The sequence below is a fragment of the Vannielia litorea genome, from assembly GCF_018424695.1.
Taxonomy (GTDB): domain Bacteria; phylum Pseudomonadota; class Alphaproteobacteria; order Rhodobacterales; family Rhodobacteraceae; genus Vannielia; species Vannielia litorea_A.
In genome coordinates this window covers 15,061-28,882 of the sequence record NZ_QTNQ01000002.1, presented here as the reverse complement: position 1 = coordinate 28,882, position 13,822 = coordinate 15,061, and the positions used below count along the sequence as shown (strand labels likewise).

General features: G+C 64.8%; 11 protein-coding genes. 2 read left to right on the top strand and 9 right to left on the bottom strand.

Translation table 11 applies throughout. The features are described 5' to 3' along the window. Positions 1 to 77 precede the first annotated feature (77 nt). The gene (locus DYI42_RS01405) at positions 78 to 611 is read left to right on the top strand and encodes a hypothetical protein (protein WP_213544125.1); all 534 of its coding nucleotides are present in this window, start codon (positions 78 to 80) and stop codon (positions 609 to 611) included. On the opposite strand, the gene DYI42_RS01400 is transcribed toward DYI42_RS01405, so the two are convergent. Together DYI42_RS01400 and hslV are read right to left on the bottom strand one after the other, a co-directional pair. Continuing rightward, positions 594 to 1,697 carry a hypothetical protein gene (locus DYI42_RS01400; RefSeq protein WP_213544124.1) on the bottom strand — a complete coding sequence of 368 codons (1,104 nt, stop codon included), beginning with the start codon at positions 1,695 to 1,697 and terminating at the stop codon, positions 594 to 596. The two genes, DYI42_RS01405 and DYI42_RS01400, sit on opposite strands and share 18 nt — an antisense overlap. Beyond that, a complete protein-coding gene (gene hslV / locus DYI42_RS01395; protein ID WP_213544123.1) occupies positions 1,694 to 2,251 on the bottom strand; it encodes an ATP-dependent protease subunit HslV in 558 nt (185 codons plus the stop codon). The genes DYI42_RS01400 and hslV overlap by 4 nt, the downstream gene beginning before the upstream one ends. Positions 2,252 to 2,337: 86 nt before the next feature. Here hslV and DYI42_RS01390 point away from each other — a divergent pair, with 86 nt between their 5' ends. After that, positions 2,338 to 3,243, top strand: a complete 906-nt coding sequence (locus tag DYI42_RS01390) for a hypothetical protein (RefSeq protein WP_213544122.1) — start codon at positions 2,338 to 2,340, stop codon at positions 3,241 to 3,243. A 47-nt stretch (positions 3,244 to 3,290) separates the two neighbouring features. Here the strand turns inward: DYI42_RS01390 and trxA are convergent, their stop codons facing one another. Genes trxA through DYI42_RS01355 form a run of 7 tightly spaced genes read right to left on the bottom strand, consistent with a single transcriptional unit; the run spans position 3,291 to position 13,748 of the window. Further along, positions 3,291 to 3,611 (bottom strand): thioredoxin, encoded by a 321-nt coding sequence (gene trxA, locus DYI42_RS01385; RefSeq protein ID WP_213544121.1) that lies wholly within the window; start codon positions 3,609 to 3,611, stop codon positions 3,291 to 3,293. A gap of 60 nt (positions 3,612 to 3,671) precedes the next feature. After that, positions 3,672 to 7,025, bottom strand: coding sequence for a double-strand break repair helicase AddA (gene addA / locus DYI42_RS01380; protein ID WP_342344585.1), 3,354 nt, complete (start codon positions 7,023 to 7,025; stop codon positions 3,672 to 3,674). Beyond that, positions 7,025 to 10,018: a double-strand break repair protein AddB gene (gene addB, locus DYI42_RS01375; protein ID WP_213544119.1), complete on the bottom strand. Its 2,994-nt coding sequence runs from the start codon at positions 10,016 to 10,018 to the stop codon at positions 7,025 to 7,027. Before addB ends, addA begins: the two co-directional genes overlap by 1 nt. Continuing rightward, a complete protein-coding gene (locus tag DYI42_RS01370) occupies positions 10,011 to 10,694 on the bottom strand; it encodes a nucleotidyltransferase family protein (RefSeq protein WP_213544118.1) in 684 nt (227 codons plus the stop codon). The genes addB and DYI42_RS01370 overlap by 8 nt, the downstream gene beginning before the upstream one ends. Then, positions 10,691 to 11,677: an aminoglycoside phosphotransferase family protein gene (locus DYI42_RS01365; protein ID WP_213544117.1), complete on the bottom strand. Its 987-nt coding sequence runs from the start codon at positions 11,675 to 11,677 to the stop codon at positions 10,691 to 10,693. The genes DYI42_RS01370 and DYI42_RS01365 overlap by 4 nt, the downstream gene beginning before the upstream one ends. Continuing rightward, positions 11,674 to 12,168 (bottom strand): tRNA (adenosine(37)-N6)-threonylcarbamoyltransferase complex ATPase subunit type 1 TsaE, encoded by a 495-nt coding sequence (gene tsaE / locus DYI42_RS01360; protein WP_213544116.1) that lies wholly within the window; start codon positions 12,166 to 12,168, stop codon positions 11,674 to 11,676. Before tsaE ends, DYI42_RS01365 begins: the two co-directional genes overlap by 4 nt. Before the next feature lie 47 nt (positions 12,169 to 12,215). Next, entirely contained in the window at positions 12,216 to 13,748 is a 1,533-nt protein-coding gene (locus DYI42_RS01355) for a PAS-domain containing protein (protein WP_342344590.1), read from the bottom strand. Positions 13,749 to 13,822 lie beyond the last annotated feature (74 nt).

Genomic DNA, 13,822 nt, shown 5'->3' with positions numbered 1-13,822 from the left:
CAGCGAAAACTCGCTGGACAACTCAAGGATGAAGATGGTCAATCCCGGCATCGGAACGAGTTTTTGAGGATGAGTTAATGAAACGGGCACTGATCGCGCTGGGCATGCTGGTTGCGGTTGTGGCTCTCTGGCTGGCGCTGCCGGGGGGGCTGCCTCTGGTGGTCTCTGGCGAGAATTGCGATATCGAGGTGCAGGCGACCGAGGATGGCAAAGGGCTTTTCGTGACCCAGGGATGCCCGGCCAATGAAGACCTTTGGCCAGCATTGGCGGCGTGGGGTGCCGGGGTGCTTGAGGGCCGCAGCAGGTTTTATCTCGGGCAAGCGCCTGTTACCGGCTGGCCTTTCGACATCTGTGCGCTCTACGCTCAGCTGGCCGAAACGCCGGAGTGGACGGACAGTACCGACAGCCATGATGCCGCGAGAATCCTGAGTGGCCTGCTTCCCCAAGTGCCGCTCACCCAAGCGGCGGCTTCTGCCTTGAATCGTGCGGGCGTTGCGCTTGAAAGCGTGTCCATGGAAATGGTTCTACTCGATGAGGGGGGTTCAGTCTGTGAAATGGCGCCTCCCGTCGTTCCGGTTTCGGCGGATCTCGATCTAGCCTTCGGGAACTGAACCTGGCCGCGTCCAGGGCGGCAGGTTATCCTTGCCCGGAAACGCAGGAAGCGCGGCCATGATCGCGCCGCGGATGCTCTCCCAGAAGGCGCCGAGGGCGACGAGAAAGACACCGAGCAGCAGAATGAAGGCCCATGTATTGCCCTCGGCTGCGAGAGCGGTCAGCGCAACAACGTAGCCGATCCCGGAAATGAGGAAGGAGCGGCGGTCTATCACTACGGCAAAGAGCGCCATGAGCAAGAGGAAGCCGCTGAGGATAAGGTAGGCGGTGGCACCGCCCTGCAGGAACAGGGTGAAGGCGACCGTGTTGACGATGGCTGGCGCGGCGATGACATGGAGCCAGAACGCCTGGCTTGCCCGCCGGGTCACGCGGTGCGGGTCTGACATATCGAAGCGCATTGCGATCGTCAGGCCGAGAAGGCCGAGCGCAAGCGTCATCCAGGAAAATGCCGAGTTGGCCGACAGCAGGAAGACATCGCGGAAGCTGTCGAGCTCGGGGCCATTAAGCGCGGTCAGGCCAAAGCAGGTGGCGTAGAAGCCCAGCGCAATGAGAAGCATTGCAAAGGGCACCCGGAAGGCGAGCCAGTAGAAGATGACGACAAGGGTGGCGAGGGCCAGCATGATGACGGTGCGCACATCCTCGAAACCGGTCACCTTTGGGATGCCGTTCTCGGGCACCATCCAGTAGCTCACCGCCCATCCGGCCTGGATCGCGGAGAAGGCAAACATGATGGCGAGCGCGATAGAGGGGGCGATCATCCTGCGCCGACGCGTGAAGTAGGCCGCCAGCGCGACAAGGGCTGCCATGCCGGTTATCCCGCACAGCAGGAGCGACGTCATGGAGCTGGTGGCGAGGAACGTGGTGACGCCTGTGAGGCCCGTCCATCCGGCGTAGAGGATCGTGAGACCGACGACGATGAAGATCTCGTTGAAGCCTTTGAACAGCTCAAAGGGCTCATCGAGGCCCTGCAAATTTTCGCGCGCACCGCGCCGGGCATCGGAAAGCGCGACGATGGCCGTGGCCTGGGCCTCACTGATCTTGCCGGCACCAACGGCGGCGCGGATATCGTCGCGGGTGATCGTCATCCGCCGATCTTCTCCACGGTGAGGTTACCGTTGGTATAGACGCAGATATCGGCCGCGATCTCCATCGCGCGCCGGGCAATGGCTTCGGCATCGAGATCCTGGTCGATCAGTCCGCGGGCGGCGGCGAGCGCGTAGTTGCCGCCAGAGCCGATGGCCGCGATGCCATGCTCAGGTTCCAGCACGTCGCCTGCGCCGGTTATAACCAAAAGCTCCTTGCCGTCTGTCACGATCAGCATGGCCTCGAGCTTTTGCAGATATTTGTCGGTGCGCCAGTCTTTTGCCAGCTCCACCGAGGCCCGCGCGAGCTGGCCGGGCGTGGCCTCCAGCTTGGCCTCCAGCCGCTCCAGCAGGGTGAAGGCATCGGCTGTGGAGCCGGCAAAACCGCAGACAACCTCGAACCCGCCGGGGGAGATGCGCCGCACCTTGCGTGCCGACCCCTTGATGACCGTCTGGCCGAGGCTCACCTGCCCGTCACCGGCCACAACCACCTCATCGCCCTTGCGGATGCCGATGATCGTGGTGCCGTGCCACCCGGGGAAATTGTCGTCCGCCATAGCGTCCTCCGTTTTCAGGGGAGATATTGGCGCGCAGGCATGGGTGCAACCCTTGCAGGTCGAAATGGCCCGGCCTAGCCTTTGCTATGGGACAGGAAAGGCTGCAAATTCTGCTGGATGCACCGAGCCTCAAGCGGGTGCGTGCGGGAGAGTTCAACTTCTTCAACCGGCTGATGGATATCGTCCAAGCGCGCGGCTGGTCGGTGGAAGTCACGGGCAATTCGCCGACCGACCGCGCCGATGCGAGAAAATGGGGCGGCCCGACGCTGCTGCACATGGAGGAGCCGACGCATGCGGGGGCGCTGACATGTCGGCGGGCCTACATCGGGGCGTTCTGGCGGATCGAAGCCGAACATGAGCGCTGGAACTGGCCTGTCGCCCGCGCAGAGTTTCAGCCGAATGAGGTGGACGCCGCTGCCGCCGGCAAATTCTTCCAGAACTGGCGGCGCTGGGCTTTTGACGGCGCGCGCGGCGTCGGTGACGACGGGTTTGTCTTGGTGCCGCTGCAAGGCAGGCTACTGGAGAACCGCTCGTTTCAGTCGATGTCGCCGGTTCGGATGATTGATCATGTGTTGAAACGCACGGACATGCCGGTCCTTGCCACTCTGCATCCGCGCGAAACCTACACACCTGAAGAGATTGACGCGCTCAAGGCAATGGCCAAAGCCAACCCGCGCCTGGAAGTCGAGGAGGCTAGCTCAGACCTGATGCTTCGTCGGTGCAGTTTTGTCGTGACCCAGAACAGCTCGCTGGCTTTCAAAGGCTATTTTCTGGAGAAACCCGCGGTGCTCTTCGCTGAAATCGACTTTTGGCACATCGCGGGCTCGGTGCCACACCATGGGCTGGAGGCGGCCTTTGAGCATGTGAAGCAACAACCGGACTACGCCCGCTATCTCCACTGGTTCCTGACCAGCGACACCGTCAACGCCGGGCAGGAGGCCTTCGAGGAAACGCTCCCGGAAAAACTCCGCAGCCATGGCTGGAACATATGAAAATGGCGCCCGAAGGCGCCACTTGTATTCTCAACTGTGCAGACGGATCAGATAGACTCTTCGATCCAGCCTTGCAGGGCGGCTTTGGGGGCGGCGCCGGTCTTGTTGGAAACCACCTGGCCGTCCTTGAACAGGAACAGCGCGGGGATGCCGCGCACGCCCATCTGGGCCGGGGAGTTGGGGTTCTCGTCAACGTTGACCTTGACGATCTTCACCTTGCCGTCGAACTCTTCAGAAAGCTCCTCGAGTGCCGGGCCGATCTGTTTGCAGGGGCCGCACCACTCGGCCCAGAAATCCACCACCACGGGCAGATCAGCTTCTTTCACCTCGGTGTCGAAGGTGTCATCGGTCACGGCAACGGTCGCCATTTCGGCTCTCCTGATGATTTGCGGTTCGGGTGGGGAAGGTAGGGTTGTGCCTGGGGCAGGTCAAGCAGATGCGGTGGCCTTTAGCGCATTCGTCACAAGGTCGTGTGGGAGCACATCGAGGCGGGGCACATGCGTCCACAGAAGGGCGGTTTGAATCTCATGGCTCGGGTAGATCTGTGACAGGGCCGAGGCATAGGCGCCCATCTGGGCGAGCAGGCCGGTGGGCGTGTCTTCGATGCGCGTCGGCACGACCCGGTTGGACTTGTAATCAATCGCCGTCACCCGCGTTTCGGTGACGATCAGCCTGTCGATCACGCCCTGCATCGGCCTGTCGTCGTGGTCCGGGAGGTTGGCTGTTAGATCAACCTCGACCAAGGCCGGTTCTGCGAACAGTGGCGCGAGGTCTTGGTTGGCGAGGACCGCGAGCGCCTCGTCAATCACGTCCTCTCCTGCGGTCGGAGCATGGGCGGCAAGAAGGCTGGCCGCAAGGCGAGCCCGGTCTTCGGGTGGATACGCAGGGAGGTGTTCAAGCAGGAGGTGCAGGGCCGTTCCGCGGCTCAGGGCATCGGGGTTTCCCTCGCCTTCTCCGGGCAGCGTTTTTGGCCCCGGTAGCGTGGACGGTGAGATGAGGCCCAGGGGCCGGATGGGCGTGGTGGCCGCCGAGAGGGCGTATTGCGGGAGAGATGGCGGGGCGGTGTTCGCTGTGGGTTCGGGCACCACATCGGCGCCCTCCGGCCGGGCATTCTGATATCGCAGCCCTTGACCGAAGCCGAACAAGTGCCGCGCTGCGCCAACACGGTCCAGCGCGGCCTCGGTGCGTCGATACCAGTTTTCCTTGTCTTCCTTTGCCTCCCCGGCCCCACAGACAATCAACCATTGCTCGGCCCGGGTCATCGCCACGTATTGGAGCCTGAGCCGCTCCTCGGCCTGCTTTTCCTTCACGTCCGCAAGCTCTGGCAGGAGATCAGCCGGGGAATCGGCCTGAGACGGTTTCCAGAGCGGGGGTCGCCCCTCAAGCAAAATGGCCCCATCCTCGCGCGGTGGTTGGCGATCACCACTTTCGGCCAGGATAACGATGGGCGCTTCAAGACCCTTGGCACCATGAACCGTCATCACCCGAATGGCCCGCCCGCCGCCTTCCTGCCCGCGCTTGACGGAAATGTCGCTGGCTTCCATCCACGCGAGAAAGCCGGTGAGGCTGGGCGTTTCGCTTTGTTCGTAGTCCAGCGCCGTGGTCAGCAACAGGTCGATCGCCTCTTCCGCCTCCACGCCGAGCCGGGCCAGCAAGCGTGGCCGGCCCTGATGGTGGGTCAGGATGCGCTCGATCAGTTCGTATGGCCGCAGGAAACCTGCATGGTTGCGGAGGTCTTCGAGGATCGACCGCGCGGGTTCGCCCTCTGCGCCATGGTTTCGGAGCGCCTGCCACAGCGTACCTGGCCTGGGCTGAGCCAGCCGATAGAGCGCATCCTCGCTCCACTCGAAGAGCGGCGAGCGCAGGGCGGCTGCAAGCGAGAGGTCATCGTCAGCCGTGTCGATGAAGGCGAGCAGGGCGAGCAGATCTTTCACGGCCATCGCTTCGGTAAGCTGCACCCTGTCGGCGCCTGCCACTTCGAGGCCCGCAGCCTTGCAGGCCCGGATCACCTCGTGAAAGATCAGCGCTCGCCGCTGCACGAGGATGAGGATGTCGCCATCGGTGATGCGCCGCGGCCGATACGTTTTATCGACCCGCTCGTAGAGCCGCTCCTCAGCCTGCATCCGCACGATCTCGCCCGCGATACGTTCGGCAAGTTGAACCTGGGGATCATCGGCGCTGACCATGTCCACCGGGTTGTACCAGGGCGTTTCATCTTCGGATTTCTCGGGCTTCGGAATGAAGGGCCAAAGATCCACACGGCCCGGCATGGTATCGTGAAAGGCGATATGGGTCAGCGCGCCGCCCATGGCAGGCGGCGCATCGGGGAAGGCCTCATCGACCACGCGCAGCACTGGCGTGGCGGAACGGAAGGAATATTGCAGCTCCATCCGCTGTGGTGGGGTGCCGAATTGCCCGAGTCTGTCGGTGAAGGTGTCGGCCATCCGCTCGAACCCGTCCGGATCGGCACCTTGAAACCCGTAGATCGATTGCTTCTTGTCACCCACAACGAAGATCGTCCGTTCGCCCGCCTCGCGCCGGCCGCTGCCGGCGGTGATCTCGCGCGAGATCAGGTCGATCACCTCCCATTGCTCCGGGCCGGTGTCCTGCGCCTCGTCCACAAGGATGTGGTCGATCCCGCCATCGAGGCGGAACAGCACCCACTCGGCCACGCCCTCACGGGTAAGCAGATCGCGGGTTTTCAGGATCAGATCGTCGAAGTCCAACTCGCCGCGCAGGCTCTTTGCGGCCTCGTAGGCGGGCAGAAAGACGGCGGCGAAAGCATGCAGCGCGTGGGTTCGCCGCGCAAGGCGCAGCTGCTTGGTTGGCTCGTGCACCGCTTCGACGCGCGTCATCAGGGCCTCAAGCGCTTCAAGCAGGTCTGCGGGCAGGGCTTTCTGCGTTGCCTTGGTGGGAAAACTGCCGATCTTGGCCTGTCCCGCCTTCTGCCCGGACTGCCCGACCAGACGTTTGTCGAGCACGGCGAGGCGGGCAAAGGGATCTTCCGGCAGGTCGGCGAACGCCTCTGCGGCCTTCACGTCATTCGACGATCCGGCGCGCAGGTGTGGCAGGAGCGCGGCGACATGGTCGGCCTCGCTGCCGTCGAAGGCCTCTTGCAGAAGAGCAGTTTCGTCATATCCGGGCGGAAGCCCGAGGGAGGCCGCGATATCTTCGAACGAGGCAGGGTTGGAGAAAGCTTCGCGCTGGCCGGCGAGGCGACCACAGAAGGCCTCGATCTCCAAACCGGTGAACAGCCCGGCGAACCTGTCGAACGCAGCGGGGGCATTCGAAGCCACGTGATCGAGCGCCTCCCGCAGACGCGCCTTCGACGTGGTGTCGTCGAGTTCGGTGAATCCGGGGGGCACGCCCGCCTCCAGCGGAAAGCGCCGCAGGATGGCGGAGCAGAATGAGTGGATCGTCTGGATCTTCAAGCCGCCCGGTGTTTCGATGGCACGGGCGAAAAGGCGACGGGCCTTGGCGAGCCTCTCGGCTTGCACGGGCGTGGCCTCACCAACGGAGCCAAGCGCCTCGCCGAGAGCAGCATCATCAAGCATCGACCATGTGCCGAGACGGTCGAACAGGCGGTTCTGCATCTCGGCGGCGGCGGCCTTGGTGAACGTCAGGCAGAGGATGTTCTGCGGCGGCACGTCGCGCAGCAGTAGCCGCGCCACCCGATCCGTGAGCACACGGGTCTTGCCAGACCCTGCGTTGGCCGAAAGCCAGGTGGACATCTCGGGTTGTGCGGCCCGGATCTGTGCAATCGAAGCTTCGTTGAGTGCCATCATTGCCCCACCGAAATCGTCTCGGGCGGGGCCGTGTCATCCCACTCGCCGTAGCGCGAGAGATGATCGTAGTCGCTGGCATATTTCAGATGCTGGGGTGCCCGCCGTGCCGTATAGCCCTTCTTGGGGTCATCGTAGACGCGGATCAGCGCCGCGAGGTCGTGCAGCATGGCATCAGGCCGCCATATACCCTCCGCCTCCAGCGGCTCGTCGCGCGAGTTGCCGGGGTTGCCAAGCGAGATGTAGCCCACGCGCAGAGCCTTCGCCGGGCCGAGCTTGGTGAAACCGCCTGCCTCGGCGATGGCGGCCTCGATCAGCAGCTGCTTCTCGAAGGCCTCCACCTCTTTTTCGCTCGGTGGCCGGGTGCTGGACTTGTAGTCCAGAACGGCGCAGAGCCCCTCCCCGAGGGAGTCGATGCGGTCAGGCTTGGCCGCAACCGTGAAATTGGCGTTTTGCAGTGTAACAGTGCCTGTTTTCTCGATTACGACGGGCTTCCCCTCTGCCTGCCAGCGCGCCTCGAGCCGCACCAGATCGGGCGCAACAGCCGCCAACCGGCCCAGCCAGAGGCGGCGGGTGGCAGGCCATGGGATGCGGGCGGATATAACCTGTTCGGCGAGGGCGAGGAACGCCGCGACTCGCTCCTCGGGATCGCCGACAAACTGGAATTCATTGCGCAATGCGTGCTCCATCACGGCGTGGAGAACGGTGCCGCGCAGTGCCGCATCGGCGTCGGGCGCACGTGGCCCGATCTGGCGTAGGCGAAGCACATGGCGGGCGTATATTGCGTAGGGGTCGCGGATCAGTGTCGAGATAGCCGTGACAAAGAGCTTGCGGGGCCGGGCCTCGATGGGCGGAGCAGGCGAGGGCCGTGGGGCCGGCAGGGCCGAAACCGGTTGGGCAAGGTGATGCGAAACCGCTTCAGCCATTTCGAGCAAATTGGCGCCGCGCTGGCGCATGGCTGCCAGGGCGTCCTGCCCCTCTGCGCCGAGGCCTGTCAGCAGGTTGGTGAGCCGGTTGAGCCAGCGGGAGGGCACCGTTTCGGCGTCGGTGCTTCGGGCGCTGCGGCTCAAGACCACTTCGGTGGCCCCCATCGCCTGCTGAAAATCATGCGCGGCCAGCCCCACACGGCGCTCGGGCAAGAGCATGCCCGCCTCGCGGCGCATGGCCCGGTTCATCCATGGATCCTGCGGCAGGCTGGCGGGCCACGTGCCCTCGTTCAAGCCGGCAAGTATCGCGCGATCGACAACCTTGGTCCGCGCCTCGATGGTGCCCCAGATCGAGACGAGCGGATGGGCGATCATGGCCTCGCGCACCTCCCCCTCGGCCAGGAAGCCGCGGATCAGGGCGGCATAGTCATGTGCGGCGAGATCACCGCCATCCGGCGCAACCTCCTGCAGCTCGGCCATTGCGGCGCGTGCCGCTTCTCCGGCATCCTTGAGCCAGAGCCCTCCGGCGCCGGGTTGCCCCGGCCCGGCGGCAAGCGCTTCGGCAAGGGAGAGATGGGCGGCAAGCCGCTCCTCCAGATCCGCCGTGCCGGGCGCGGCATGGGGCGAAAGGAGCAGGTCGGCCACCCAGCTCGCCCAGGCTTGGGCCTCTTCCTTGTTGTCGCCCATGTCGGCGACCCAGGCCACAAAGCTCGAAGGATCAAGCTGGGCGACGCTGTTCTTCCGCGCCCAGATCTCAAACCGTCCGCTGCACAACTGGTGAAGGCCGCGCGTGTCCGGGGAAGACGCCGTAAGGGGGTGCTTCAGCAGGGAAAGCGCCGGCGCCAGCGCCAGCGGTTTTCCGAAGAGCCCTGCGGTTTCGATGAGAAAGCGGCCAGGCGGGCTTTGATGCAACGGGAGGCCCGCGGAGTCGTCGGGCACTATGCCCCAGCGCCCCAGAGCCGCAGTGACCTGTCGTGCCAAGGTGCGATCCGGGGTCACAAGCGCGGCGGATTTGCCGCTTTCAACGGCCTCCCTCAGTGACAGCGCAATTGCACTGGCCTCGTGCCGGGGTGTGGGTGCTTCGATCAGTGTGAGCGAGTCGGTCGCGCTGGGCAATTCACCCTGCAAGGCCGGGCCATCGCGGCGCCATTGGTCGGTGACCGGGGCGGGGCGGAGTGCGAGTGACAGCAGGCGATTTCGCGCGGGCGATTTGCCGGGCAAGTCAGCCCATGGCCGTATGTCGGACGGCGCAAGCTGCAGCCCTTCGAGAAGTGCGGCGAAACGATACTGGGGGTGGTCCTCCTCGGGCGCGCGGGAGACGGCGGAGGCGGAGGTGATGAGCTGGTTCCAGACAAAATCCGGCATCTCCGCGTCAACGCCGGGAAGAACCACTGCACCCTGGGGAAGCGCGGCAACAGCCTCCATCAGCTTGCGGGTCGTGCCGCGCGAACCGGTTGAGCCCGCAACGATGATCGGGTCAGCCGATGGGGCCTGCTCCCACATGGCAAGCATCGATTCCAGGGCATCGCGGTTGCGCGCGGCCTGACCGCGAAAGCTGTTGCCCGGGGTGCCCGCCAGGATGGAGATCAGTTGCAGGCTGCGCGCCCAATGTGCCGAGTGCTCACCCACATCCAGCTGTGCCAGATCGCCTGGTTGCACCCCTTCGTCCTGCATCTCCTCCAGCAGCGCCGCGAGGCTGGTCGCGAGATCGAAGGCAGAGGCGCTTGGGGCGAGGTCTGGCTGAAGCGCGATCAGCCGGGCCACCGCTTGCCGAAGCTGCAACCGCATGCGCAGCGGAGACATGGCCGCGGAGAGGCCCGTGATGCGCGGATCGGAGGCAAGGTCTGTCACCAGCCGGACCTTCGGCATCAGCCGGGCGGGGCCTTCAGCGAACCGCTCCATAAGATGCCTGCGCATGCGGGTGGTGTTCACGTAGATCGTGGCCCGCGCCCATGCGTCCGGTGCCGCACCTTCAAGCCGGGATTCGAGGCCGCGCAGGAGAGCGGTGCCGAAATCTACCCCGATGGGCGTGGAGAACAGGCGCGGCTTGGGTGACGGGTCAAACATGGCCGGACTCTTCCAGCATCGCCTCTGCCTCGGCAATGCCGCCGGGATGGCCCACATCGCACCAGCCGCCTTGATGAACAACGCCAAAGAGCCGGCCCTCGGGTTGCATCGCGTTCCACAGAAGGTTGAGCGAGAAAGCCGCGTCGGGGACATCGGCCAGCCCCTCCGGTTTGATGATCTGCGCACCGGAATAGACATGGCCCGCGCCGCGGGTGAGGCGGCCTTCGGTATCAACCGCGAAATCGCCTTCGCCGGTGTAGCCACGTGCGGCTGGCACCGGCACCAGCAGCAGGAGGGCATCCATCCTCTCCGCGTCCCATGCCGCGCGGAGGGTGTCGAGCGGGTTTGGCCCGGTCCACACGGCATCGGAGTTCAGGGTGATGACAGGCCCGGGGCCGAGCAGGGGCAGCGCATTGCGGAGCCCGCCACCCGTGTCGAGAATCTCGGGTTCGTGCACCACATGAATGTCGCGGTCGGAAAGATGACGCGCGATCTGGTCGCCGAGGTAATGGGTGTTCACGACGATGGGTTCACTGCCCTGCGCGAGGTGAAGCGCATGGTCGATCAGCGGCCGTCCCGCAACTTCTATGAGCGGCTTGGGGTGGGTCTCCGTGAGCGGCCGCATTCGGGTGCCGAACCCGGCGGCGAAGATCATGGCGGCCCTGGGCGGTGTCATGCGGCGACCTTGCGAATGCGTGACAGCGCATCAGGCGTCGGCTCGGGGAGGGTATCAAGCACCGCCTCGCGCAGCGTGGTGAGAGCGGGGTGTGCGAGATCGGCCATTAGCAGCGTCCAGACGCGCGGCATCAGATCGAGGTAGGCTGGCTTGCCGAGGCGGGTGCAGAGCCGGGCGAAGATGCCGAGAATGCGGATGTTGCGCTGGGCGCCCTGCGCTGCCAGAGCCATGCGGAACGTACCCTCTTCCACGCCGGTTGCGTCGAGATAGTGGAGAACTGCGGCCTCTTTCACGGTCGGGGGCACATCGCGTCGGACATCGCCGAGCAGGGAGGCCAGATCGTAGGCGCGGTGGCCGAGGAGAGCATCCTGAAAATCGAGCAGGCCGATGCGCGCGGGTCCGGCCCGTTCTGGCAGCCAAAGCAGGTTTTCGGCGTGATAGTCCCGGTGCAGCATCACCTGTGGCTCCATGTCGGAGGCCAACAACGCCTCCTCGATTGTCGCCGTCAGCTGAAGCCATCCTTCATGGGTCACCGGTGCGCCCGCGGCAGGGGCGTAGAATTCGGCCGCCGGGCCTATTGCCAGCGCCATCTCCGCCGGGCCATAGCTGGAGAGGCCGGGTGGAACGGGCGCGCCGTGCAGGGCAACCAGCACATCGGTTGCCGCACGGTAGAGCGCCACCTCCTCCTCTGGATGGGCCACGGCGCGTTTTGCGATGAGCGCATTCCCGAGGTCTTCCATGAGGATGAGACCCGCCGCCGCGTCGTGGGCGAGGATACGCGGGGCGGAGAGGCCCTCGGCCACGAGATGCGCTGCGATGTCGAGGAAGGGGCGAATGTTGCCGTCGGGATCCTTCATCAGAACGGCGCGATCGGGCCCGAGCGCCAGCCTCTCATAGCTGCGGGATGAGGCATCCCCCGCAAGCGGGGCACGCTCGGCACCGCCCCAGCCCGCCTCGGAAAGAAAGCTGCCGATATCGCTCATGATGCCGCCTCAAGTACAGACGCCAGGCGTGTGGGCCATGTGCCCGGCGCGGTTATCGTCAGGCTTCTGGCGTCGGGGTCGTCTTCGGGGCAAAACTCCAGCAGCAGGGCGTCGGCGGGCGGCTCGGGCAGGCGATCAGGCCACTCCACGAGGCAAATGGACTCGTCGAAAGCCGAGGCAAGTCCAAGCTCTTCCACCTCGTCAGGGTCAGACAGGCGGTAGAGATCCGCATGCCAGATTTCTCCATCCGGGAGGGGATAGCTCTGGATGAGGGTGAAGGTTGGCGAGGGCACGTCTTCGAGCGCATCGGCGCGGCGCATGCGCCAGCGGATGAGCGCGCGGGCAAAATGGCTCTTGCCTGCGCCGACCGGCCCGGACAGCAGCAGCACGTCTCCGGGCGCGAGCAGGGGCGCAATGGCCTCGGCGAGGCGGCTCGTTTCCTCGGGGCTGCCGAGACGGAGCGGGCGGGAGAACGAAGCAGTACGGGTCATCGCCGCCAGACTATCTTCCGCGCGGCGCAGGGCAAGGTGTGATGACGTCAGGCCGAGACGGTTTGCGCGGCTCCCGGCGAGGCGCCTTCCACAACAGCCTTGCTTGTCTTGAAGCCCGCCAGCGTTGCACCTCCGGCGACCGGGGCGAAACGACAGCTGACCTGACCATGTGCAGGACTCTGGATCTCGATGCTCCAAGGCCGACGGTCTTCCTGACCGGACAGAAAGCGGGTAGCGCGGTTCCAGAGCGCATCGTCAGCACAGAGAGCCGACCAGTCGCGCACGGCATCCTGCACCGTCACATCCGAGAGCGAAGTTGTCAGATCACAGCCCCAGAGATCCTGGTAAGCCCGGTTGCACAGCACCATCGAGCCGGTATGCGCAAAGACGGCAATGGCCTCGTCAAGGCTGTCCACCACCGCCTGCCCCATCTCGAGCTCGGAGCGAAACCGGCGGGTCAGCGACATTTCGGCGGAAATATCCTCGAAGAGGAAGGCGATTGCCCCGTCTGGATGCGGTTGGCCGGTGATCCTGTAGGTCTGTCCGGTGGGCAAAGACCAGATTTCCTGGTGCATCCCCTCCGAGGCCGCGGATTCGAGTTGGGCGATGCTCTTTCGCCAGCTCTTGTAATCCTTCGGCTCGGGCATCCTCTGGGCCTCGCGAAGGTGGTCCAGAAAGGCGACCAGTGTTGGCCGCGAGGAGAGGAACTGGGGTTCGAGTGCCGAGAGGTCGGTAAGCGCGGGGTTGAACAGCGCCAGTTGCCTGTTCCGGTCGAAGACGGCGAGCCCGGTGGGCAAGTCGGCAAAGGTTTTGGTCAGCGTCTGGAGAAACTCGATGCGTGACCGCTCGGCCTGCACCAGACGGTCGGCGGGCGTCGCGAAGACCAATGCCTCACTCCCCGCCGGACGGGTCATGCAATCATACCAGATCACCTGTTCGATGTAGGGAACCGTGACGGACACGCGATGCACAATGTCGGCCTCGCAATCGAAAAAGGTGTGCGCAAAGGCGCGTGGCAGTGGCCAGGTCAGTGTCGTCCGGTCTGGGTGCATGCGGTAGAGCAGGTCGATGTAGGCACCATTGGCCCATGTCACCTGCCCGTCCTCGTCCTCACGCCACGCCAGCACCGGGGCATCATCGACAACCGCGCGCAGCACTTCCAGCTCTTCGGCCATCGCGACGACGGAAAAGTTGTCATACTCTGCGGGCTCCGCGTCTTCACCCTCGTGCAGAGAGAAGCGCGCCAACCCGGCCTTCCACTCTGCTTCCAGTCGCGACGTTCCGTCCCGCGCGCGCATCTCCAGAACGCCAACCTCCGCCAGTCGGGAGACCCGGGCGCCAATGTCGGGGAAGCTGCTTGCGAGAAGGGAGAGAAAGCGCGGCCAGGCGGGCAGGGTCTCGGGCCCCTTGGCCAGGAAGTTTCGCGCCTCATCGGTTGCGTCCACGAGGTCTTCATCTTCGAAGAGGAAGGTGATCTCGCCCGCGTCACGTTTCAACCTGTCCCAGGTGATCCGCCGCTTTGGCTGCAGGTAGCCCACGGCCATGAGGGCGACGAGTGCGGTCCCGAAAGATGTGATCACCAATACAAGTGCGAACGTCCACGACAAATCGCTCAGCAAGGCTTGTTCTCCAGATAGGGTATTTGCCTTCGATC

Bases quoted from the DNA above. Each gene is read 5' to 3' on its own strand.
- addB (WP_213544119.1), bottom strand. From the start codon at position 10,018: ATGTTTGACCCGTCACCCAAGCCGCGCCTGTTCTCCACGCCCATCGGG.
- DYI42_RS01405 (WP_213544125.1), top strand. From the start codon at position 78: ATGAAACGGGCACTGATCGCGCTGGGCATGCTGGTTGCGGTTGTGGCT.
- trxA (WP_213544121.1), bottom strand. From the start codon at position 3,611: ATGGCGACCGTTGCCGTGACCGATGACACCTTCGACACCGAGGTGAAA.
- addA (WP_342344585.1), bottom strand. From the start codon at position 7,025: ATGGCACTCAACGAAGCTTCGATTGCACAGATCCGGGCCGCACAACCC.
- DYI42_RS01365 (WP_213544117.1), bottom strand. From the start codon at position 11,677: ATGAGCGATATCGGCAGCTTTCTTTCCGAGGCGGGCTGGGGCGGTGCC.
- DYI42_RS01390 (WP_213544122.1), top strand. From the start codon at position 2,338: ATGGGACAGGAAAGGCTGCAAATTCTGCTGGATGCACCGAGCCTCAAG.
- DYI42_RS01370 (WP_213544118.1), bottom strand. From the start codon at position 10,694: ATGACACCGCCCAGGGCCGCCATGATCTTCGCCGCCGGGTTCGGCACC.
- tsaE (WP_213544116.1), bottom strand. From the start codon at position 12,168: ATGACCCGTACTGCTTCGTTCTCCCGCCCGCTCCGTCTCGGCAGCCCC.
- DYI42_RS01400 (WP_213544124.1), bottom strand. From the start codon at position 1,697: ATGACGATCACCCGCGACGATATCCGCGCCGCCGTTGGTGCCGGCAAG.
- hslV (WP_213544123.1), bottom strand. From the start codon at position 2,251: ATGGCGGACGACAATTTCCCCGGGTGGCACGGCACCACGATCATCGGC.